Raw genomic sequence first — 22,370 nt, forward strand, 5'->3', positions numbered from 1 at the left:
GCATGAAGAGAAAGCAGGCAGAGGGAGAAAGACGATCATGCCCCGACGAGATTCCAGTGAGTCTAGCATTCCAGAGATAGCCAAGCTGCTAGACATCCGTAAGCAAAGTGGCTCCGGGATCATCCTCGTGCTGGGGGCGCGAGCCGGTGCCTTTTACCGCCCAAGCTCGGCCTTGCAAGAGATAGTCATGGGCTTCAGCCCGCGCAGCCCTGAGAGGCTGAGCAGACCCAAAGCCTTTGGCGAGTGCTACCGCGTCCTAAACGAGCACTCCTTTAGCGAGCGCGACCTCGAGTTAATCTTCCAGAGGGCCCTGCGCGACGTCACTGTTACCGACGCTGATCTCTGCCTGGCGGAGCTCGTCAAGGAAGAGTACTTCAGTGAAATCGTTACTACGAATATCGATGACCTGCTGGAGCAGGCTTTCAGTCGGGTAGAGATGAGGGAAGGACGGCACTATGAGGTCTTTATCCCAGGACGCAGCTATGAAGAATGGTTACTGCATCCCGAGCGGCGGCTCTGTCGCGTCATCAAGGTCTTTGGCGACCTGGTGGCCCGTGTCTACGATGCCAGACGTCAGCGTTTCTACCTCGATCGCTACGCCAGGCTAAAGGAATATCTCCAGCAGGCGCTGAAAGGCGACATTCTGGTCATTGGCCTTGACCCTCTCTGGGATGCCGGGTTGATCGATTTGATCTCTCCTGAGGGAGGCTTCAGCTCAACCTGGTTCGTCAATGAGGAATTGCCTCCCGCAGAGTCGAGCATGGCCCAGATCTTCCAGGCTCGCCAGTCGCTCTATCTTACTGGCTGGGATGGTCAGTATGAGAACTTCTTGAAAGCTATCTTCTGGCACCTTAAGTCATCAATGCCTACCAATATAAGCAATTTTCTCGATATTCTTAGTGAATTGCGTAAAATAAATAGTGAGCGAGCCGCTGCCCAGAAGGAGAGGCACGAGATTCAAGAGCTGTTCCATTCCGTTCTGGGACAACTCAGCTTGCTTCAGCAGCAAACAGAGCAGGGTTTTCAGCTGATAACCTCAGAATTGTCCATGCTTAGGGAGCAGGTAGGCTCGTTACGTCGGCTCCTTCGCGAAGAGTAGTCTTGCTGTATAAGTATTACTGCTGGAGATAAGGCATGGAAAGTGACTCCTTCGTCAACAGAGAGCGAGAACTGCAGGTGATTGAAGAGGCCCTGCAGACGTTGCAGGATCGACAGCGGCTCTTGCGCACGCCTGTGGTGGAGTTTTGTGGAGTGCGTGGTATCGGCAAAACGGCCCTCCTCCGCCAGGTGCAGCGGCGCTGTCAGGCGTCCGACGTCCCCTGTATTTGGGCAGAGGCGGGGCGGAAGGAGCGTTCTCTGGCACGCCAGATTGTGGAGGCGGTGGGGCGCTCCCACAGCCGTGCGGTGGGAGCGCAGGTAACGCTCTCGGGAGAGCCTGGCCCGAACGAGTGGAGTGCGGTACGAGCACTGCACCTGCTGGCTCAGCGGGGACGGGCGGTTCTGCTCGTCGATGCGGTGGATGCTGGCAATGAGGACGAGGTGCGTTCGCTGGAGGCCCTGCTGCGCGAGATCGTGAAAGAGTATACCCTCTTTGTGGTCCTGGCGGCCTCGCGCCTGGTGCCCTTCCAAGGCGAGCGCTCAGTAGCTCGTAAGATCACAGCGCTGGAGCTGGGACCGCTCGATCGCTCCAGTTGTGACATCTATCTCCAGAAGGCGGGCCTCGCTCTGGCGCCCGAGGTGCGGGAGCTGCTCTACTCCTGGACGCAGGGCTACCCACTGGCGCTGGAGGTCCTGACCCAGGCCATTCGGGGGGGCCTCAATCTGCTGCGGCCGGCCGATCAGCTCCAGGGGCTTCACCTGCTGAGGGAGCGCGTGATCCGCCAGGGAATTCTGCGCCAGCTCTCGCCGGAGGAGGTTCCGGCCTATGAGGAGTTGCTCCGCCTGCTCTCGGTTCCCCGGCGCTTTAATCTCCTCTTGCTGCAAGAGCTGATTGAGCAGTTCGCTCCCCAATGGGTGCGAGAAAGCCTCTTAGCCTATTTCTTTCTGCCGCGCGAGCTGGGCGCGAAGACAGAAGTGGTTCGCTGGCATCTAGACCGGGCCGGCTATGCGGTCGAAGGGCCAGTCCGCCGGCTCTTCTTGCTCACCTTCCAGAGCGAGCAGCCGGAACAGGTGGTCGCCCTGCATCGCTGGTTGGCTGCCTTCAACCAGCGCCTGGCCAGCCAGGTGAGCGGCTCCGATCGCAGTCGCTATCTCCGCGAATGGCTTTATCATAGCGCCTTTTGTCTTGAGCCGGCAGCTCTTACGCAGGGCATCCAGGAGCTGCTCGCGCTGCTCAGTATGGAGGCCGCGGAGGCGCGCGTGCAGTTTGTTGAAGAGGTTCGTCAGGACCAGGAACTCCAGGAAGCCCTGGGAGAGCATGCTCAGGGCTTCCTCACAGGGTTGCAAGCCCTGGAACACTAGGGTGAGGGAGTCGTGCGATGCAACGTCAAGGGGTACCCGAGACCTTTCTCGGGCGAGAGCGTGAACTGGCGCTCTTTCTCGGCTGGCTTACGGATTGTCAGTCCGACGCTCCCTGGATTCTCGCTATCCATGATGCCGAGCCAGACCCCGCTCGGCGGGGAGGCGTTGGCAAAACCTGGCTGCTGCGGGCCTGCGTGGCGCAGGCGCGCCAGTGCTTTCCTCAGTTGGCCGTGGTCCAGGTGGATTTCTTCCGCGTCGCTGATCGAGATCGCCTGTTGATCGCGCGCCGGGTGGTCGAGCGCCTTCAAGAAGCCTATCCGCAGTGGCAGGCGCGGACCTTTGCTCAGACGCTCGAGTCGTTTGCTACTCAGGGCTATCTTAGCAGCCTCTATCCTGAAAAAGATGTGGCCGATATCCGTATTCGTGATAGCCTCTCGGAAGCGCTGGCGCGCGACGTGCAGGAGTTGCTGCCACTCTTGCCCGAGGATGGACCGTCCTTGCTCCTCGTCTTCGATACTTTTGAGCTGGTCGAGCGCAATCCCCAGGTGGCGGTGATGAGCCTGGGGCAGCTCTTCCCCGAGCACTATGGCCTGCCACGAGTCAAAGTGCTCTTGGCTGGACGCAACGCACTGGATTGGCAGCAGCCGACCTGGCGCGGACGCGAGAGGGAGGCGCTGGAGCTGGCGCTGCCTCCCTTTTCTCCCGAGGAGGTGCGCCGCTATCTGGCCCGCGAGCTGGCTGACCTGTCTGAGGGGGCTGCTGAGGCGAGCGGGGAATCTGCCGGGATGGGAGAGCCTGCTCCTTCGGCAGAGCGCCAGGCCCAGTTCGTGGAGCACCTCTATGCCCTGACTGGGGGTCGTCCGATTGTGGTCGGTCTGGCCTGTGATCTGCTGGCCAGGCGCCTGCTGAGGCTGGAGGAATTGGTTGCCTTCCCTCCAGATCGCTTTGAGGAGCAGCTCGTGGCGCGCATCAACGATCTGGAACGCCCCCTTAACTGGCTAATCTTGCTGCTGGCCCATATCTATCATCGCCTGTCTGCGCCTCTGCTCTCCTGGGTGCTGAGCCAGGTCAAGCTGACGGAAACCGACGGGCAGAGCGCTGTTGAAGAGTGGCTGGCAGCCCTGCGGCAGCTCTCGTTTGTGCGGGCTGCCGGCGAAGGCGATGAGCTGGCGCTGCACGATGAGATGCGCCGTCTGGTGGTACTCTATTGCTGGGAGCGACAGGACCCCGATAGGCGCTTCCGCCGCGAGCTGAGTCGAGCCGTGATCAGCTACTACGAGCAGCAGAACGAGCAGGCCCTCTCGGAACAGCAATGGCAGGCTAGCCGGGTCGAGCTGCTCTATCATCGGCTCACCCTGGACCTGGAAGAGGGACTGGGATACTTCCGGCGCCTCTTTGGTCTTGCAACGCTCGGCTGGCGCAGTGGCTTTGCACGCATGCTGCTGGAGACGGTGCGTGAGTTTGAGCTGCACCTAACGCCTGTGCAGCGCTGGCGACTGGCTCTCTGGGAAGCCAGGCTGCTGCGCATCGAGGAGCAGCCGGCCCAGGCCCAGGTGCTGCTCGAACGCTTGCAGCAAGAGGCCGATCCGGCCTGGCAAACGGCGCAGCGGGCCGAGCTCTGCTACGAGTTGGCCCGCTGTGCCTTGCAGCAAAACCAGCTCCGGAAGACCATTCACTATTATGAACAGTGCCTGGCGCTGGCACTGGAGCGGGGCGATGAGGAAGAGGCCAGTACGTTGCAGGGCCAGCTGGGCTATGTCTATCGGCGTCTGGGCCAGTGGCGGGAGGCGCTGCGCTGCTATTATGCCTCTCTGGAATATCATCAGAAGCGGGGGAGCCGGGCCTGGTATGCCAACCTGCTCAATAGCATCAGCAACGTCTATCGGCTCCGGGGGCACATCGAAAAGGCCCTCCGCTACTGCCTGATGGGGTTGCGTGTACGAGAGGACCTCTGGCGCCAGGGGCGCCTGGATGAACGGGCCGTCGGCCTCTCTCACAGCACGCTGGCGATGATCTATCTGGAGAGCGAGGACCTTTTGCTGGCAGAAGAGCATTTCCGCCGGGCCTTTGAGTGCTATGCCCATGTCGGCTACCGCTCGGGGGTAGCGGCGACCTACATTCGGCTGGGACAGGTGGCGTTCCTGAAAGGGCAGCTGGAGGAGGCCGATGCCTTGTTCAAGCAGGCCGAGACCCTGGTGACCGGCTTCGATGAGGAGGTCTTTATCAACAGCCGGTACTATCAGGGGCGCGTCGCCCTGAGACGAGAGCAGTGGCAGGAGGCTGCAGAGCATCTGCTGTGTGCCTGCGAGCATGCCCGACACCTGCAGGATCGCTATCAGCTGGCCGCCAGCCTGGTAGAGCTGATGGAAGCTCTGCACCATCTGGGAAGAGAGGAGGAGGCGCAGGCGGCCTGGAAGGAGGCGCGGACGATCGCCGAGGAAGAAGGCTATCGCCTGTTGCTTGGGCGGGGTGAGGAGTTGTTGGGAAGCCTGGCCTTTGCTGCTGGCCGCCTGGAGGAGGCCTTTGAGCATTATCTGGAGAGTTGTGCCTGGATGGCTCGCCATAATGTCCTGGAGTACCACAAGGCACAACGCCGCTTGCTTGGACGGCTCTTCTCCCTTCCTCTGCAAGAGATCCCTCAGGCAGCCCACCTGGTGAGTGAAGGCTGGCATCAGCGCAAGCTGGCAGAGCGCTATCCGGAACTGTACCAGGCCTGTAAGGAAATCGCTCAATTCCTGAGTGTGCTCCAGGGGAGCTAGTGGCTCGCCTGATCGACAGAATGTCAGGCGATAGAGGGCCTGGACCTTTGATCCGCTGGGATCGCGTGCTGGTGCCACAGGCTTTGTAGTGAGATCCTTCTGTCTGTTTCTGTCAGGGGGTGACGCGCGGGAATGAACGCCTGGGTAGATCTTGATCTTCTCCAGAGCATCTCTTGCGGCTTTGAGACCTTCGACGAGTGCGAGTGCGGGTCTCCTGATGAATGTAATTACGAGCCTGGGACCGGTCATCAGGAAATGGCACTGCCCATCTGGCAAGCTCAGCCGCTGATGTCTAGAGAGAAGTCTTGGAATCCGCTGCATATGCCTGTTTCCCTCTATTGGCAGGAGTGTGCTGCTGGACGCTGGCTGGTCTGCGATCCCGAGCACTGGTCGGCCACCCTGGCCGTCCTGGATGAAGAGGCTCTGGCCCTCCTCCGCTCCTTTGAGCAGCCAGCCAGGCCCCTCGAGGTCGCCCGAGCTTTCCCACAGGTGCCCACAGCAGCCCTCTTCGGGCTGCTGCACTGGCTGGTTGCCCTGGGCTTGCTGCTGCCCGTGGAGAGGAAGCCAGTTCAGAGCGTCTCTTCGGAGCAGCAGAGCAGGGCCAGAACGCTCTCTGCCTGGCTCCATGTCACGAATGCCTGTAACCTCGCTTGCCAGTATTGCTATGTGCAGAAAAGTTCTGAGCCAATGGCCGACGCTACGGCCAGGCAGGCGGTAGAGGCCGTCTTCCGCTCGGCTCAGCTTCATGGCTATCAGGCAGTGCACCTGAAGTATGCCGGCGGCGAGCCAACCTTGCGCTTGCGTCAGGTGCTGGCGCTGCACGACTATGCCCTCACGTTAGGTTCACAGGCGCAGATGAAGGTCACGGCCTCCCTGCTCACCAACGGGGTGGCCCTCAGTGAACAAGCCATTGCCGCCTTGAAAGAGCGCCGTATCTCCGTTATGCTCTCTCTCGATGGCCTCGGCCAGCAGCATGACCTGCAACGCCCCTTTGGGAATGGCCGAGGCTCGTTCGCCTACGTTGAGCGCGCTCTCAATCGCTTGCTGGCCGCCAGATGGCCCCCTTCTGTCAACGTGACGGTCTCGCGCCGCAATCTCGCGGCCTTGCCCACTCTGCTGGAGTATTTGCTGGAGCGCGATCTACCTTTCTCGTTGAGCTACTATCGCGAGCACAATCCTGCCCCTGGTATTGATGATCTTGGATTTGAGGAAGAGGAGATGATTGCGGGCATGCGGGCTGCCTTTGCGGTGATCGAGCGGCGCCTCCCCCGTCGTCGCTTGTGGAAGGCCCTGCTCGACCGGACTCATCCTGGCCTCGCTTCCCCGTATGCCTGTGGCATGGGACGCCACTATCTCGTGATCGATCAGCGTGGTGGCGTAGCGCGCTGTCATGCCGCGCTTACGGAGCAGGTTGCTACGATCGCTGCTGAGGACCCGCTAGAAGCGGTGCGTCTGCCCTCCGGTGGACTGCGCGCCGTCGCGGTCGATGAGAAAGAGGGCTGCCGGACCTGTCGCTGGCGCTATTGGTGCGCGGGTGGCTGTCCTGCTTTAACCTATCATCTCACCGGACGACTCGATGTCCGATCACCAAATTGTGCCATCTATAAAGCTCTCTTCCCTGATGTGTTGCGCCTGGAGGCGTTGCGCGTCCTGAAGTATGGGACAGCGCTCGTCTTTTAGCCGCAGCAAGAGCGCGGCATTCTCTTCCCCGCATCTTTCGAGGGAGAGAGGCGATCTGCGTATAGGCCGCTCCATCTCCCCAGAAGGAGGCGGGGTTGCCGCAGTGTGGGGCCGCAGAGAGGAGGAAACAATCCAGATGGAGAGACCACCACTTGCTCTAGCGCGACTGGCCCGGCTTCTCGGGCTGCGCAAGCGGCAGGGGCAGCGATCCTATCGCATGGTCATCACCCTGGCTGCCAGCCTGACTGCCGAGGTCCGTCGGGCAATCTGTCAAAGCGAAAGCTGGAGCGACTTCCGTGCTTACTTGCAGCAGCTTGGCCCCCGTGATCGTCTCGGAGTGCTGGCGCAAGGTCTCGCTTTGAGAGAGAACTCCCCGAACCTGGACGGCTATCGCTCACTGGCTCGTCTCTGCCAGCAGGGCTACTTTGACACTGTTCTGGTCAGCGGTATCGATGTCCTCTTGGAGCGAGCCTTTAGCAGCCAGGATGTCAATCCAGAACGGCTCTGCCAGCTCGTGCTTGGCCGTGAAAGCGAGGTCTACCTTAAGGAAAAGCTGAAAGAGCATACCCACGGACATGAGGTTCTCCTCTTGAAGCTCTTTGGCAGCCTGGAAGCCGGTGTTCTCCTCCCCAGCTTCCCCGACCTGTTAGAATTTTCCTACCCGCTGCGTGAGATCCTGGAGTGGGAGCTGAACGAGGATCTGATTGTGGTAGGATCTCCTACTCAGGAAGAGGCAGTGCTTCGCCTCTTGAGCGCGACTAGCCGCAGCAGCATTTATTATGTAGTTCCGGAGGCTCCTGCTGAAGACGACCGGTTGCTCCGCCTCATCGAGGCGCGACATCGAGACAGTGCCCCGTTTTTGATCTGTGGGATCTACGGGCAGCCTGCTACTTTCTTTGCTGCACTGGAAGCCTTGCTCAGCTCTCGCCAGCCTCTCGAGGTCCAGGTGACCGAGGTACAGATGCCACGCTCCTCCCTTCTTGCCACCGCTGAATCGGCTGGAGAGTCCAACGCCTCTTCCCCGTCGGCCGCGCTCTCACTCGAGGGAAGGGCATCCCTGCAACCCAGGCTGCGCGCCGATGTGCTGCTTGTGACGGTCACCGAGGTCGAAGCTCAGGCGGTGTTGGCGCTCTTCCCGCAGGCTGAGCGATATTACGTCGATCAGAAAACCTACTATCGCCTGGGCGAAGTCGGCGGCACCAGCCTGCTCATGGTGCAGTCCGAGATGGGGCAGGGGGGCGCTGGTGGCTCTCTGCTGACTGTCAGCGAGGGTATTCGTCATCTGGGGCCACGGGCGGTCATCATGGTTGGCATCGCCTTCGGCCTCAAGCCTGGTGAGCAGCGCATTGGCGACATCCTGGTGGCGCGCCAGATCCTGGCCTACGAGCTGCAGGCGGTTGTCGCCCGCGAAGGTCAACGCAGCGTGCGCCTGCGGGGCGATCGGGTGACCGCCTCGCCGCTGCTGCTGGACCGTTTCAGGAGTGGCAAAAAAAGCTGGAAGGGCCAGAGTGTCCATTTTGGCTTGATGCTCTCGGGCGAGAAGCTGATCAATGACAGAGAGTATCGCGATCAGTTGCAGGCTCTGGAGCCGGAGGCCATCGGCGGCGAGATGGAGGGGGCCGGCCTGTGTGCTGCGGCACAACACTACAAAGTCGACTGGATTCTCGTTAAAGCCATTGCCGACTGGGCCGATGGCTTCAAACAGGAGCGCGAGGAACAGCGGCAACGCAAGGCTGCGAACAATGCTGCTCGTTTTACCCTGCACGTGCTGGCTCAGGGAGGTCTGGCCACCGACTGGAGCGCAGCAAGAGGCTGACCGGTGGCGGTCAGCGGACAGCTCACTTGGGAGGGAGGCCGACGGCTTTCTTCTCCCACAGGCCAGACGGTGGCCCCTCTCTCACTCGTCTACCGACGCTGCTCTCGGGGTAGCGGCTTAGTGTGTGCCACCAATCAGCTTCCCCTCAACTTTCTGCTCGGCTGGCTTCAGATAGAAGCTGCGCGGCGGCCAGCATTAGAGCGGCTGCTGTCCAGGCCTGAATCTTGCAGGCACGTGTGTAGACTGCCAGCGCCTCGGCCCCGCCAGTTGTGGGGGTCAGAATCCACTCTGGAGGCAGAACGCAGTAGAGTTCCACCGGCGAATCGAAGAGGGCGATCGCTTCCAACAGACGCTGACTGAGCAGGCGAGCCTGGTCCCGTCGCCCCATGCGCCAGAGAGCCGAAGCGATGATCGCGTTATCAAAAGGCCAGACGGTCCCACGGTGATATGAATATGGATCGAAGGCGTAGGAGCTACGCGAGAGCGTGCGGATACCCCAGGGAGTGAGCAGATCGGGCTGCAACAGGCGCTCGGCTGTCCGGGAAGCGTAGGGTTCCTCCAGAGCAGCGCACCAGAGCAAATGTCCCATATTGGAAGCCACCAGAGGAATGGCCTGCTTCTCCGGAGAAAGAGCCATCGCCGGACAGCCTTCTCCTGGCAGCCAGAAGCGCGGCAGACCACGGCGCAGACGTTCCATGCGCTCCTCCAGCTCACGCAGGAGGGCGGTCTCGCCTCCTGCTTCCTGTAGCAGGGGCCGTATCTCACGAAAGGCGGCCAAAGCGTAGCCCTGCAGCTCAACCCAGGCTACCGGCGGCGAGGGAGGGGCGCCATCCTCAAGCAGCAGGGCGTCGTTGCTATCCTTCCAGACCTGATTGCGCAATCCAAGGCCGCGGGGCTGGCGTGGCAGAACTTCGACTAGGCCGTCGCCATCAACATCACCGTATTTCAGTGTCCAGTCAAGCGCCGCCATGACATGCGGCCAGAGCCGCTCGATCACCTGTCGCCCACCCTCGACTTGCTGCCAGACGGTCGCTGCGGTGATCAAGAAGAGATAGGTCGCGTCCACCGAACCGTAGTAGCGGCCCTCCCACAGCGGCCACTCACTGGCTAGCCAGCGGCGCGGCTCCGGCCAGTACTCATGAATGATCTTGCCCGGCTGCTCCTCGTTCTCGTCTCGCTCGGTTGTCCCTTGGGTCGACGCCAGAGCCTGCAAGCCGTGGGCAGCGAAGGCTGCGGCCCAGTTGGCCAGCGCGCTGTCGCCAGGACGCAGCCGCGCGGCCTCTAAAACCAGCAAGATCGACCAGAGCGTATCTCGCCCGTAGAGGGCCGGATACTGATCGGCAGCGCTGCTGGCGTGCAGGCCGCCGGGCGTCTGTAGCTCATCCAGCCAGGCACGCCCGCGCTCTAACCAGCGGACGAGAAGAGCAGCATGTTCCGGATCGTGTGTAGACTTCATCATGATGGTGCTGCGAACATCCTTTCTAGGTGGGCCTTCTCTCTATCTGCCGGCCAGGCCCGAAGTGGCCAGACCCTGGATAAAGTAGCGCTGGAAAATGAAGAAAATGATCACTAGCGGCGCGATCGAAATCATCGCTCCTGCCAGTACCAGATTGTATTGTGTCACATAGTTGCCTTTGAAGAAAGCCAAACCGACTGTCAGGGTATAATTGTCCTGCTGAGACATCACGATCAACGGCCAGAGGAAGTCGTTCCAGGCCCCCTGAAACGAAAGCAGGGCCACCACCGTGACCGCCGGGCGCACCAAAGGAAAGATAATCTGCCAGAAAGCGCGAAAGCGTGAACAGCCATCGATGAGGGCCGCCTCCTCCAGCTCGCGCGGCAGCGTCTTCAGAAACTGCGTCATCAGAAAGACCGAGGTGGGAGCCACCATCGCTGGCACGATCAGACCACCGTAGTTGTCGGTCAAATGCAGAGTATAGGCCACCAGGAACTTCGGAATCAGGATGAGCTGCGTCGGGATCATCAGGACCGCCAGCGTCAGCAGGTAAAAGAAGTTCTTGCCGGGAAATTCCATGCGTCCGAAGGCGTAGCCGGCCATCGAGGCTAGCAGCACATTCAGGACTGTCACGGCGCCCGCATAGATGATCGAGTTCAGAATGTAGCGCGGAAAGAGCTGGGCCCCGCTCAGGATGAAACGGTAGTTGTCGAGCGTGGCCGGATTAGGCAGGAGGCTTGGTGGCCAGGCCAGTACCTGTGCATAGGTCTTGAAAGACGACGAAAAAGCGAACAGGAAAGGGGCCAGCGAGAATAGTCCGTAGCCGATCAGCACGATGTAGAGAAGGATCTGACCCGGTTGCAGTGGCAACGGAGGCCGACGTTTCATGGAGACGGCAGCGGTCGACAGCGGTACCCTTTCTGCTCTGGCGACGCCTCCGATTGTACTCATTGCTCTTGCTCCTCTCTTTTCACTAGAGGACAGATCAGACGCGCTCTGCACTGTCCGCCTGTCTCTCTGCCTGCTGGTCCACTCACACGCGCTAATATTGGATGTTGACATCAATGTAGCGCTTCTGCAGCAGCGTCACAGCGAAGATGATGATGAAGAGAACAAAGGCTTGAGCGCAAGCCAGTCCCATCAGCGACTTCTGAAAGGCTGTGTCGTAGATGACCATCGCGGCAGTCAGCGTTGAGCGCAGCGGGGCCCCGTTGGCTCCCTCCATCACGAAAGCCTGATCGAACATCTGGAAGGCCCCGATCGAGCCGAGGGCCACCACGGCGAAGGTCGTGGGACGCAGGAGGGGGACGGTGATCTTCCAGAGCATCTGCCAGCGATTGGCCCCGTCGACGCGGGCGGCTTCGTAAAGCGTCGCTGGGATATCCTGCAGGGCCGCCAGGTACATCAGCATGAAGGTCGGGGCGGTGGTCCAGATGTTGAGCAGCATGATGGCGGGCAGGGCCGTCGTGGGATTCTCCAGCCAGGCCGGCCCCTGGATGTGGAGCAGCGAGAGCAGATAGTTGATGCCTCCCTGAGGCTGGTAGAGCCAATAGAAAATCAGCGAGATAGCCACCGAGGAGGTCATGGCCGGCAGGTAGAAGAGGGTGCGAAAGATGCCCCGTCCGCGCACCTTCTGGTTGAGCAGTAGGGCCAGGAAAAGGGCCAGAATCGTCTGCAGGGTCACCACCCCAATTGTGTACTCAACGCAGTTGCGTAGCCCCACCGCAAAATCGCCATCATGTGTCAGGTCGTACCAGATGTTCAGGTAATTGCGAAGGCCGTAGAAGATCGGCGTGGTGAAGCCGAAGTCGACGTAGAAGAAGCTCAGGGTCAGAGCCGTGACGATGGCGATCAGCGTAAAGACGATCAGGACAAAGAGGTAGGGTGCCAGGAAGGTATAGGCGGTCAGGATCTCGGTCAGCTTGCGTCGATTGATCTTGAAAGGCAGGCCGCGACCTGCCCCAGGTGGACCGCCCGGTTGGATTTTCCTTGCTGCCACTTGCATGATCAAGGCTCCTTTGTCTGTAGCCGGATGAAGAGGGACTACTCGCCGCTCGCTCTCAGGAGGCGGGAGAGTGGTGGATTCAGGAAGAGGTCAGGGCGTGGCCTGTGCAGGATCCCTGTCTGGGCCTGACCTGACCTCCCCTGACCTCCCCTGACCTCCCCTGCCCACTCTCCTGCTCTTCGCTGGATCAGGGCGCTAGCAACCAGGGCCGGATTAGGGGGCAACGTTCTGCTGAATCCAGGTGTTGGCCTTCTGGGCCGCTGCATTCAGGGCGGCGGCAACCGACTGCTTACCGAGCATGATGGACTGCAGGGCGTTGCTCACGTCGTTGTGAATCTCGGTATCGGCCACACCGTAGAAGTCGGGCTGACCGTAGGAAGCGCCGTCCTGCAGGACCTTGACCCCGGGATTCTGCTGGAAGTAGGCATCGTTCGCCAGCGAGGTCAGGGTAGGCAGGGCAAAGCCGTTATGCAACACCTGCGTCTGATACTCGGCGCCAGTCATATACTTGATCAGTTCCCAGGCCATGCCGGGATACTTTGTACCGGAGTAGGCCGCCCAGGCATTCGTGTAGAGCAAGTTGCCGCGCTTGCCGCTCGGCCCGATGGGCAACGGTGCGATTCCATACTGAACCTTGGGATAGTTCTGGGTCAGGAAGGGAATCATCCAGCCGCCTTCCAGCGTCATGGCCACCTGCTGCTTCCCAAAAGCGTCGCCGTCCCAACTGGCGCCGACATCGCCGGGCATGACGCCAGTATGGTTCAGCTCGAAGGAGGTGTAGAACTCCGCCGCCTGGATGCCGGCCTGACTGTTGAAGAGGGCTTGCTTGCCGTCGGCGGAGACCATCTGACCGCCGTTGGCAAAGAGGAAGGCCCCCCAGCGCGAGGCATCGGCGGGCAGCGCGATGCCATAGACACTGTTAGCCGGGCTGCTGCCGCGCTTCGTCAGCTTCTGGGCCGCATTCTTCAGATCGTCCCAGGTCCAGTTGGAAGGGTCGCCGAGGCCGGCCTGCTGGAAAAGCGTCTTGTTATAGAAGAGACCGAGCGAGTTCCAGTCTTTGGGAATACCAAAGACCGTGCCATCGGCGCAGTCAAAGGCTTGCATCAACGACGGGTAGTAGGTCGAAGGCGAGACGTGGTCGCGCGCCATGTAGGGGCTGAGGTTGAGCAGCTTGCCGGCGGGGATGTATTCCTGAGCCATCGGCGGCTGCAGATAGAAGACATCGGGCACGTTGCCGCTGGCCACATTGGCGCGCATCTTGGTGGCGTAATCGCCGGGGATGGGCGTCCAGGTCACGGTCACGTTGGGGTGCAGCTTCTCAAAATTCTGCAGACCCTGCTTAACCAGGGCGTCCTCCGCCGGCGTCGAGGACCAGCCAGATACAACCAGGTGGATCTGGCCGGTTTCGGGACTGGCGGCTGTCGTGTTAGTGTTGCTCGGACAGCGCACGAGGCCATTTTTGGGACCTGCAACACTGGGGCTGGTCCCGCTGCTGGTTCCTCCGCTGCTGCTACCACCACAGGCGGTGAGGAGGGCCACCAGCGTGAGAGCCATCAGAATACTCCAAAGGCTCCTTCTTCTTGCTTTGCTTGGCATGGACGAACTCCTTTGTTTGCTCTCATCGGCTGCTCTACCGATCCCCCTGTCAGGCCAGATCAGGCGGCCGGCACGCTGAAGGCTTGCGGCTGTCTGTCTGTCTGCCTGTCTCTCCGAGACGGAGCAAGCTGCCTCGGCCAGTCTGGCCTGCATAGGGCGGACTGGGGAACGAAATGAACAACGATGCAGCAGTTAACTGCTTATAGTTCTTGCATCATTGCAAGAAAAATTCATTAAAGATAATTGATTCAGGCTAACAGATAAGAGAAGTACAGACCAGCTCAGGCTCACCTCCTACAGACCAGCCGCGGCGCCAGAAGGGGACCAGCGCACCAGCAGCTCATAGGCGGTTGTCTGCTGCAAGGCCGGGGCGAGCCAGATGGTACGCTCCTCGAACCCGGTGAGCTGGGCTGGTTGGAGCGTCACCGGCCTGCCGTTCAGACGAGCCTCGCGAATGCGCTGATCGGGCGGCAGCGCCAGGCCGGGCAGCAGCTCCCAATCCGGCTCGCTGATCGTCAGCTGTACCTGTAGGCTATCCGGTTCTACGGTCAGCTCGACATCGAGAGAAGCGGAAGCCAGAGGAACACGACGTAGTGTGGCCCGAGGCCAGGCGCGGGGTGGCTGGGGAATACAAAGCAGACGGCGTGTGGCCACCTGAGGACGGAGACCAAAGAAGTAATGCACCACGGGCCAGACGATGCCGTAGCTCGACCATAGCTGCAGGAAGCACCCCTTGTCGGGAGCGTACTCGCTGAGCGTACCTGGTGAGGCTAGGCCGAAGGCCGTGCTCATGCGCTGCATCCAGGCCAGAGCCTGATCGGGACGACCGTAGCGAGCCGCGCCGACGGCCAGTGCTCCCGTGGGCAAGGTCATGACGGCCCGATTGCGCCGGGCATTGAGCACCAGGCCGCAGCTCTCCTGCCACTCGGGCCCTTCCAGGCGCGAGAGCAGGGCCTCGGCCTGAGCCAGCGAGGGCAGGCCGGCATCCAGGGCCAGGGCCTGGACCATATGGTACAGCAGCCAGGGGCGAGGAGCCTCCTCGCTCTCGGGATTGCTTTCGCTTGGGCCGGAGCTGGAGAAAGAGGTTCGCTCCTCAAGGGCCTGCTCCAGGGCCGCCGCTGCTTCCCGCAGGGCCTGAGCCTCTGCCTCCTCCGAGGCGCGGGAGGCTGCCATAGCCCGCGCCTCCAGAGCTGCCTGATGCCGGCGCAGATGACGGGGGGAGGCGTAGAGATCGCCGAAGAGGCTCGCCTGTGGCAACCACCAGGCGTCGCGCACATGGGCGCGCGTCTGCGCGGCGCGCTGGCGCAGGTCGGTGGCCAGCTCGGGGTCGTCCAGTTCGGTGGCCAGGGTGGCGAGGCAGTCAAGGGCCTCCGCCAGATAAGCGGCCACATCCAGCGCCTGCACATCATCGCTAGCCATCTCCGGCGTCTCCACAATGCTCTTGCCATGGGGGACCAGGCTGGCGCGCCGCTCGCAGTCGGCCAGCGGCCAGGCGCGCAGTGCCTGCAGACAGAAGGGGAACAGTTCTCTGAGCAGGCCACGGTCCCCCGTCCAGCAATAGGTGTGGTAGAGCGCGCGCACAAAGAGCGGCAGCTCCACCAGATTGCCGCTCGCCCAGACCTGGCCATAGGGGAGCACTTCATGAGGTACAGCGCCGTGGGGGTCGCAGCGTTTGCCGAAGGCTGCCAGGGTCCGCAGGCTGGCCACGGCAGCCGCGGTCTGTCCGCTGGGCAGCAGTGGCAACACCCCATAGGCCGTGTCGCAGCCGAACCACCAGGGAAAATCGGGTAGGCCGGCCATCAGGCCGCTGCCAACGCCTGGCACCTCCAGTAGCAGACGAGCAGCATTGACCTTGGACCAGGCGAAGACCTCGTTGAAGGCCAGGTCGGGCGAAGAGAGGGCACAGCGCTCGAACGGGGAGAGAAACTCGACACGGGCGCGGTGCTGAGCTTCGACGAGCGCTGGTGTCAAGCCGCCTGAGACGCGTTCCCCCCGTGTCAGGCGGGCGACGAGGGCGGCAGCCGACCCCGCATTGCCTGCGGGGTGGGGGCCGGTGATGAGGAAACTGAGCTGCGCAGGCCCGGCGCAAGAGACCTGGCAGCGATACCAGCGCGCGGCGCCGGTGCCGCGCCCGCCGGTGCGCTCCGGTCCCCAAATAGCATCACCTACCTGCCAGGCAAGAGGAGAGACCGTGGCTCCCACGCAGGCTGTCCACCTGGGGTGAAGCGCATCGCGCAGCACGACGGCGGCCAGTTCCTCATCATACTCGGCCAGATCTTCCCCGTCGTGCCAGCCGAGGCGTTCCTCGGCCATCCAGGCCCCATGCAGGTCGCTGCGTACCACCAGGCCGCAGAGCAAGTGTGGCTGCCCCCCGCCTGTCTGCGACTGCCACTGGCGATCGGCTCCAGGCTGCGCTCTGAAGGTCAGTTGGATCACAAGGGCGCTTTCATCGGGCACGATCCATTCGTTGCGCTCGATAGAAAGGCCCAGGGCCGGAAGCGTGTAGCTGAGTGACACACCGGAGGCTGTCCATTGCCAGCGCTCGGGACTGGTGAGCCAGAGGATTTCCTCGCTTGCAGGCAGGCGCAGCGCGAACCAGTAGCCGTCAAGCAGCTTGAGTGGCGGCGCCCACAGACCACCCATCTCGCCTGGCTGGTGCCAGCCCAGGTCGGGAAAGCGACCATCCAGGGTGGCGATGCTATAGAGGCGCCTGCCGCTGAGGGCATAGAAGCGCTTCCCATCAGGTTGCGCCTCGAGAGCTGGCCCTTCTTGCTGCTCTTCGTACACGGTTCTTTTCTCCTGTCCAATGATACTGGTCTTGCTTCTCTGGCTACCAGACGTGAAGATAGCGGTTACGCTTGGCTTGATCTCGCTTGTCAGGAGCCACGCGTTGAGGCGCGCACGATCAGCTCCGGCTGCAGAAAAACGTGTGGCTCTTCCGGTGGGGTAGCGCGCAGAACGGCGCACAGCAGGCGTACCAGGATGCGCCCCACCTCATTGATAGGCTGGCGTAGCGTTGTGAGCGGAGGGGTCAGGTAGGAGCCAAGCCCGAGACCATCAAAGCCGATGACCGAGAAGGTCGGCCCGATCTGGACGCCAGCATCGAGGGCAGCTCGCATCACGCCGACAGCGAGCACGTCGCTGATGGCAAAGATGGCCGTCGGCGGCTCTTCCCAGGAAAGCAGTTGCTGGGTGAGCAGGTAGCCGTCCTTCTGGGAGATCCCGCTTGGAATGCACAGGCGTGGATCGTAGGGTAGGTTGGCCTGAGCCAGAGCCTCACGATAGCCAGCTCGCCGATCGCGCTCCCAGTGGTAGGTGTCACCACCGCCTATGAAGGCAATGCGCCGGTGTCCCAGGCTGATGAGGTGCTCTGTGCCGATCCTGGCCCCGCTCCGATTGTCAACTTCGGCCCAGGGATAGGGGTAGAGACGAGCCTCCGCCAGATCCTCGGCAGAACGACCAAAGAGCACGTGCGGATAGCGCTGACGACAGAGGTAGCTGAGGCGGTGGTCGTTGGGGCGAAGATCGGTGAGAATCACGCCGTCGGCATGCCGTCCTCCCAGAATGCGCTGATAGACGCTTAGCTCGCGCTCTCCCTCTTCGGCTCGTACCAGGAGGACGTCGAGGTGATAGCTGGCGGCCTCGTCGGCGATACCGGCGAGGAGTTCGACCAGGAAGGGATCAGCGTTGCCAGCCCCAGTATCAAGATTGAGCGCGCGCGAGACCAGGGCGATTGTGTCGGTGCGCGCGTGGTTGAGATGGCGGGCACTGGCGTTGGGCACGTAGTTGAGCTGCGCGGCCAGATCCTGAATGCGCTGGCGCGTGGCTTGCGGAATCGAGGGGTCGTCACGCAGGGCACGCGAGACGGTGGATTTGTTGACACCCGCCCGACGGGCGATTTCCGCCAGCGTGGGCCGCGTGGTGTTTAGCTCGACAGCCGCTCGGCTGGACTGCCCACCCGCCGGTCGCGGCTCGTTCGAGCCGGCGCTTGCCGTGTGCTGCTCCTGTGTGGTCATCGGAGACCCCCTGCCGCTCTCTCGTTGCTCGCTCGACCGATCGCTACGCTGCGATCCATCGCTCGGTCGCTCCCTACCGGTCGGTTTCCTTACGCAACCGGTTGCGTTGGCTTATTGATTAGATACCATACGAAGTGGTTGTCTGTCAAGATGCGCATTGGGAAAGAGCGGGGGGCTTCCAGGGGGCCAGAGAGGTGCCACTATGCGCCTTTCTAGCCCGTTCTCTCTGTTCTCTCGACTTCACCCTCGTTCTCGGATATAATTAAGAAGATTTCGAACAAATATTCAATTGATTGTTCAGTTGCAGACTTGGCTGGTTGCCGGCCGTTGGCCGCCGGTATGAGCGGGCCAGGAGGCAGCTATAGGCTACTGCCGGGAGGAAAGCATTATGACGAGTATAGCTTATGAAAAAACGCGAATCCTGCAAGAGTCGTCGATGCTCGGGCGGCTGGCGGAAATCGATCTGGTGGTTCTGGATGCGGCGGTCAGCACTGGAGAAGCTGGTGAACGAGCAAGGAGGCTGCTGGCCAATCGCCATCGGTTGCTGCCGGCCCGTCCCGCCCATCTGCTGCTCCATGCTCACAGCCGCCAGGAGGAAGAGCAGGCCCACCTGGCGGCGGAGCGCCTCGCGCCGCTGGTCGCGGCGGTTCATCTGCGACGCCTCAGCAGTCGCACGGAGGTGGCGCGCGAGGCCCTGGCCCTCCATCGGCTCCTCTTTCCGGGAGAGGAGGAAGGAAGACGGAAAGCCCGCATTCTGCTCTTGATCCGCCGCGGTGGCGCTGGCAGGCCGCAGTTCATTGCACCCTTTGTAGGCGGTGCCGGCACTACCTGTGGGGCCTGGACGCCGATCGTGGCCTATCGCCGCGGTTCGCAAACCTGGATCGCTGGCACCCGTTCAGCCAGGGAAGAGCGCGGCGCCGAGCCGATTCGGGGGTTTCTGCGTGGCAATTATGCCCAGGGGGTCTGCCCGGTCGAGTGCAGCTTCTGCTATCTGCGGGGCCTACAGGGCATGGGCTTCAAAAGCGTGGCTCTGAATCTGGAGGAAGTTCTTCCGGAGCTAGAGCGGCTGCCACGCGGAAGCGTAGTTAACTGGGCCGAGCTGGGTGGTCCCGTCGAGGAAGATCCCTGGTTCGTCGACGAGCAGGGCCACGGCTCGCTGGTGCAGACGATCCTGGATCTGGCCAGCGAGCGCGGCATTGTCTCTTTCTTTCTGACCAAAGGCGTCTATGAGCCGTATCTGCGCCTGGAAGGGCGGCTGGCGCTGCTGGCAATCAGTCTGAACCCGGCGGAGATCTCCGCCCAGTTTGAGCCGGGTGGGGCCCCGCCCGAGGCCCGCCTGCGCGGCCTGGCCTGGGCGATCGAACATGGGGCCTTGGACCATACGATTCGCCTGGGACCGATTATCACGGTCACCAACTACCGCCAGGCCTACCACGAGCTGTTCGCCCAGATCCGTGCCATCCTGGGACCGCGCTTGAAGCGCATGACGGTGGATATCCTGCGCTTTTCGCCACAGATGCCGCGGATCTTGCGGGCGAGCTTGCCGGAGGAGCAGGTAACTCCCTTGCTGAGGGAGATGGAGCCGCAGGTGGTGGCTCACAAGTATCGCCCGTCGCCAACCCGCCAGCTACGCCTCTATCGCTGGGTGCGCCTCCTGCTGGCGCGCTACGATCTGGCCCATGTGCAAACGACTCCCTGTAAGGCTGATCCGCGCCAGGCCCTGCAGTTTCTGAAGGCAGGAGCGATCAGCAGTATGCCCTGCGCCTGTCATATCAGCTATGGACTGCGGGCTCAGCTGCAGCGCCAACCCCTGCCTGTGATCAAGCGCGCTCCACAGGAGTAGATTTTAGCGCTTGCTTGTTTATAGAGAGATGGTTCGCTTGCAAACACACTCATTCGTAGATATAATTAAATATAAGATAATCGAAGGATAGTGCTATTTTACTGAAAAATAAAGACAAACCACGGAGGTCGGCGTCTCACCTGTGCTGGGGGGGCTGGCTCTCTTCGAGCGCCGCAGGCTAACCAACCAGTCAGAAAGGAGAAGGCCATGACGGCCCCACGGTCGACGATTTGGAAGCTAGAGGATCATACTCTGGCGAAGCACATCATTCTGAGGAAGTATCTCGGTGCCTGGCTACCTATTCTTATCCGTAAGGGGACCAGTGGGCTGCTGGTTGATGGCTTTGCAGGCCCAGGGGAGTACATAGGCGGAGAGATCGGTTCGCCGTTGATTATGCTCAATGCCTATCAGGGCCATCGCGCTCATTCCATACGACAGGGCAGGGTGAAGTTCTTCTTTGTGGAGCGAGATCCCCATCGCTCTGCTCACCTTCGACTGAAGATACAGGCCCACCTCCAGAGCCAGCCGCTTCCTCCAACAGCAACTTACGAGATTCATACGGGCACCTTTGTGGATGCGATGAGGGATCTTCTGCGCAACCTGGCCTGTGGGCGCGAGCATTACGATGCTATGTTTGTTTTTATCGATCCATTCGGCTACTCTCATGCTCCAATGGATATTATTTGTCAATTGATGAGATATCCTCGTTGTGAGGTCTTGATTACCTTCATGTATGAAGAAATCGATCGCTTTTTGAAGCGCAATTGCCAGGCTCAGTCGGTCCATTATGACCAGCTCTTTGGCACCTCCGAGTGGCGGACGATTGCTCTCGATTGCCAGGATGCGCGGACGCGCCAGCAGCAACTGCACAATCTCTATCGTCAGCAGCTCTTGAGCGTTGCGGGCGCCCGCTATGTACGCTCGTTTTGTATGCTCAATAAGAGAAATAAAACCGATTATTTTCTTTTCTTCGCCACCAGGCACCGGCTGGGAATGAAGAATATGAAGCGAGCCATGTGGGAAGTTGATCCTACAGGCAACTTTGTTTTCTCCGACTGCACTGGTCTGGCGCAGAGCTTTCTTCTCCAGAATGATTCTCCGCCCATCCTGGCTCAGATGCTCTACGAGCGCTTTCGAGGAAAGTTGGTTGCTCTTGACGATATCGAAGAGTATGTTATAGCCGATACTCCCTTCTTCAAATACAAGTCGAGCCTGAAACTACTGGAACAAGAAGGGCTGATAGAGGTCTACGGCCCGGAAGGAAGAAAGAAAGGTACCTACGCCGATTTAGCCATGACTATCCTGTTTCGCTAAGTTCTGACCGAGCTTGGGCTAAACGGGCTTGCCTCGCTTTGCCGCCCTGCTGCTCGTTGGTCTTACCTCAGTCCGGTGCGCCGACAGGCCAGTAAGTCAGTGACTACTCCCCACGCCTGGAGGCGGGGGCTTCTAGGGGCAAACCCACGCTCTGTAGCCCCAGAGCTTTGATGTTTCTCGCCGCATTGAGGTCGCGATCCAGTTGAGCATGACAGCAGGGACACTCGAAGAGGCGCTGGTCAAGCGGCATCTTCTGGCGATGTCCACACACGCTGCATGTCTGACTCGTATAGGCCGGGTTGACTTTGACAAAGGTCCTACCAGCCTCTTCCGCTTTGTAGAACAATTGGTCAAAGAACTGGCTCCATGCAGCATCGCTGATGCTCTTGGCCAGACAATGGTGGTGAACCATGCGGTTCACGTGCAAGTCTTCAACGGCGATGAAGCCGGAGGCGTTGACGATCTGACGGCTGAGCTGGTGCGTGAAGTTCTTGCGCCGGAAGGCAATCCGCTCATGCACACGGGCAATGACTTGGCGGTGCTGGCGTCTCTCAGGCGTTCCCTCTGCCAGCCGGCTGTGTTTGCGTTGCACTTTGGCAAGAGCGCGTTCTTCTTGCCGGAAGAAACGGGGAGCAGCAATGGCTGTCCCATCCGAGAGAGTGGCAAAGGTGTGGAGTCCCACATCGATCCCGACCTGATGGGGGTTCTCAGGGAGTCTTTCCGGCTCACACTCCACCGAGAACGCAGCATACCACTTGCCTGTCGAAGAGCGGCGGATGGTCAGCGTCTGGATCTTGCCTCTCAAGGGGCGGTGTAAGACGATCTTGATATGCCCGATCCCAGAGGCGTAGAGTTTCCCTTGTTCATCGAGCCGGAAGCCGGATTGGGGGTAGGTGAAGCTATCGTAGCGGTTTCGGCCCTTGAAGCGAGGATAGCCCGGCTTCTCGCCGGCTTTGACCCGCCGGAAGAAAGCTTTGAACGCCAGATCAAGGCGGACTGCAACATTCTGCAATACCTGAGAATGCACACTGGCAAGCGAGGGGCGTTGTTGTTTGAGTACGGGCAACGTGTTGATCTGCTGATACAGGCTCAGCCCCTTGCCGGTTTGCTCATAGACCTTCTTGCGCTGTTCAAGCAAGTGATTATAGAGCCACCGGCACTCGTCCAGGGTGGCTTGCAGCAAGGTGGCTTGTTTCTTGGTGGGATAGATCCGGTACACAAACATTTTATGCATAGCTGCGTGGTAGCACAAACGCATCAATGACTCAAGCGTGGCCATTCATCCCCATCCTTGAAAGCAGGGGTCTTCTGGCCGCTTCTGATAAGAACTGGGAGGCGCCGGCATATGTTATCCTTCTCTCCGTGAGAGGCGTATTGGCAGCTCTCCCTCCCCCTCTGCGCAAGGCCAGCTTGTCGTCTGAATTG

General features: G+C 60.9%; 14 protein-coding genes. 7 read left to right on the forward strand and 7 right to left on the reverse strand.

All coding sequences use genetic code 11. The annotated features are described in order from the left end of the window. The first annotated feature begins 37 nt into the window (after positions 1–37). The 5 genes from ACFMO7_RS21035 (at position 38) to ACFMO7_RS21055 (ending at position 8,715) form a co-directional block, all read left to right on the forward strand. Positions 38–1,099: an SIR2 family protein gene (locus ACFMO7_RS21035; protein WP_376797442.1), complete on the forward strand. Its 1,062-nt coding sequence runs from the start codon at positions 38–40 to the stop codon at positions 1,097–1,099. A 35-nt stretch (positions 1,100–1,134) separates the two neighbouring features. Next, positions 1,135–2,460, forward strand: a complete 1,326-nt coding sequence (locus ACFMO7_RS21040; RefSeq protein ID WP_376797443.1) for a hypothetical protein — start codon at positions 1,135–1,137, stop codon at positions 2,458–2,460. A 17-nt stretch (positions 2,461–2,477) separates the two neighbouring features. Beyond that, positions 2,478–5,219 carry a tetratricopeptide repeat protein gene (locus tag ACFMO7_RS21045; protein ID WP_376797444.1) on the forward strand — a complete coding sequence of 914 codons (2,742 nt, stop codon included), beginning with the start codon at positions 2,478–2,480 and terminating at the stop codon, positions 5,217–5,219. 132 nt (positions 5,220–5,351) lie between these two features. After that, positions 5,352–6,899: a radical SAM protein gene (locus ACFMO7_RS21050; RefSeq protein ID WP_376797445.1), complete on the forward strand. Its 1,548-nt coding sequence runs from the start codon at positions 5,352–5,354 to the stop codon at positions 6,897–6,899. 136 nt (positions 6,900–7,035) lie between these two features. Next, the gene (locus ACFMO7_RS21055; protein ID WP_376797446.1) at positions 7,036–8,715 is read left to right on the forward strand and encodes a hypothetical protein; all 1,680 of its coding nucleotides are present in this window, start codon (positions 7,036–7,038) and stop codon (positions 8,713–8,715) included. 145 nt (positions 8,716–8,860) lie between these two features. Here the strand turns inward: ACFMO7_RS21055 and ACFMO7_RS21060 are convergent, their stop codons facing one another. From ACFMO7_RS21060 to ACFMO7_RS21085, 6 genes are all read right to left on the reverse strand, one after another. Then, positions 8,861–10,174 carry an amylo-alpha-1,6-glucosidase gene (locus ACFMO7_RS21060; RefSeq protein ID WP_376797447.1) on the reverse strand — a complete coding sequence of 438 codons (1,314 nt, stop codon included), beginning with the start codon at positions 10,172–10,174 and terminating at the stop codon, positions 8,861–8,863. Positions 10,175–10,213: 39 nt separating this feature from the next. Then, positions 10,214–11,122 carry a carbohydrate ABC transporter permease gene (locus ACFMO7_RS21065; RefSeq protein WP_376797448.1) on the reverse strand — a complete coding sequence of 303 codons (909 nt, stop codon included), beginning with the start codon at positions 11,120–11,122 and terminating at the stop codon, positions 10,214–10,216. 91 nt (positions 11,123–11,213) lie between these two features. Further along, entirely contained in the window at positions 11,214–12,176 is a 963-nt protein-coding gene (locus tag ACFMO7_RS21070) for a carbohydrate ABC transporter permease (protein ID WP_376797449.1), read from the reverse strand. Positions 12,177–12,389: 213 nt separating this feature from the next. Beyond that, positions 12,390–13,772 carry an ABC transporter substrate-binding protein gene (locus ACFMO7_RS21075; protein ID WP_376797450.1) on the reverse strand — a complete coding sequence of 461 codons (1,383 nt, stop codon included), beginning with the start codon at positions 13,770–13,772 and terminating at the stop codon, positions 12,390–12,392. Between the two features lie 294 nt (positions 13,773–14,066). After that, positions 14,067–16,559, reverse strand: a complete 2,493-nt coding sequence (locus tag ACFMO7_RS21080) for a hypothetical protein (RefSeq protein ID WP_376797451.1) — start codon at positions 16,557–16,559, stop codon at positions 14,067–14,069. Between the two features lie 89 nt (positions 16,560–16,648). Next, positions 16,649–17,788 carry a LacI family DNA-binding transcriptional regulator gene (locus ACFMO7_RS21085; protein ID WP_376797452.1) on the reverse strand — a complete coding sequence of 380 codons (1,140 nt, stop codon included), beginning with the start codon at positions 17,786–17,788 and terminating at the stop codon, positions 16,649–16,651. Positions 17,789–18,176: 388 nt separating this feature from the next. Between ACFMO7_RS21085 and ACFMO7_RS21090 the strand changes: the two genes are divergently transcribed. After that, positions 18,177–19,631, forward strand: a complete 1,455-nt coding sequence (locus tag ACFMO7_RS21090) for a hypothetical protein (protein ID WP_376797453.1) — start codon at positions 18,177–18,179, stop codon at positions 19,629–19,631. 207 nt (positions 19,632–19,838) lie between these two features. After that, positions 19,839–20,945, forward strand: coding sequence for a three-Cys-motif partner protein TcmP (locus ACFMO7_RS21095; protein ID WP_376797454.1), 1,107 nt, complete (start codon positions 19,839–19,841; stop codon positions 20,943–20,945). A 103-nt stretch (positions 20,946–21,048) separates the two neighbouring features. On the opposite strand, the gene ACFMO7_RS21100 is transcribed toward ACFMO7_RS21095, so the two are convergent. Then, entirely contained in the window at positions 21,049–22,179 is a 1,131-nt protein-coding gene (locus tag ACFMO7_RS21100; RefSeq protein WP_376797498.1) for an RNA-guided endonuclease InsQ/TnpB family protein, read from the reverse strand. Positions 22,180–22,370: the final 191 nt, after the last annotated feature.

Origin of the sequence: Thermogemmatispora sp., from assembly GCF_042408735.1 — a bacterium.
Taxonomy (GTDB): domain Bacteria; phylum Chloroflexota; class Ktedonobacteria; order Ktedonobacterales; family Ktedonobacteraceae; genus Thermogemmatispora.

What these genes read in the sequence shown, in the direction of transcription:
- ACFMO7_RS21070 (WP_376797449.1), bottom strand. Translation starts at nt 12,176, where the DNA reads ATGCAAGTGGCAGCAAGGAAAATCCAACCGGGCGGTCCACCTGGGGCA.
- ACFMO7_RS21100 (WP_376797498.1), bottom strand. Translation starts at nt 22,179, where the DNA reads ATGCATAAAATGTTTGTGTACCGGATCTATCCCACCAAGAAACAAGCC.
- ACFMO7_RS21090 (WP_376797453.1), top strand. Translation starts at nt 18,177, where the DNA reads ATGACGAGTATAGCTTATGAAAAAACGCGAATCCTGCAAGAGTCGTCG.
- ACFMO7_RS21060 (WP_376797447.1), bottom strand. Translation starts at nt 10,174, where the DNA reads ATGATGAAGTCTACACACGATCCGGAACATGCTGCTCTTCTCGTCCGC.
- ACFMO7_RS21050 (WP_376797445.1), top strand. Translation starts at nt 5,352, where the DNA reads ATGAACGCCTGGGTAGATCTTGATCTTCTCCAGAGCATCTCTTGCGGC.
- ACFMO7_RS21045 (WP_376797444.1), top strand. Translation starts at nt 2,478, where the DNA reads ATGCAACGTCAAGGGGTACCCGAGACCTTTCTCGGGCGAGAGCGTGAA.
- ACFMO7_RS21075 (WP_376797450.1), bottom strand. Translation starts at nt 13,772, where the DNA reads ATGCCAAGCAAAGCAAGAAGAAGGAGCCTTTGGAGTATTCTGATGGCT.
- ACFMO7_RS21055 (WP_376797446.1), top strand. Translation starts at nt 7,036, where the DNA reads ATGGAGAGACCACCACTTGCTCTAGCGCGACTGGCCCGGCTTCTCGGG.
- ACFMO7_RS21065 (WP_376797448.1), bottom strand. Translation starts at nt 11,122, where the DNA reads ATGAGTACAATCGGAGGCGTCGCCAGAGCAGAAAGGGTACCGCTGTCG.
- ACFMO7_RS21035 (WP_376797442.1), top strand. Translation starts at nt 38, where the DNA reads ATGCCCCGACGAGATTCCAGTGAGTCTAGCATTCCAGAGATAGCCAAG.
- ACFMO7_RS21040 (WP_376797443.1), top strand. Translation starts at nt 1,135, where the DNA reads ATGGAAAGTGACTCCTTCGTCAACAGAGAGCGAGAACTGCAGGTGATT.
- ACFMO7_RS21095 (WP_376797454.1), top strand. Translation starts at nt 19,839, where the DNA reads ATGACGGCCCCACGGTCGACGATTTGGAAGCTAGAGGATCATACTCTG.
- ACFMO7_RS21085 (WP_376797452.1), bottom strand. Translation starts at nt 17,788, where the DNA reads ATGACCACACAGGAGCAGCACACGGCAAGCGCCGGCTCGAACGAGCCG.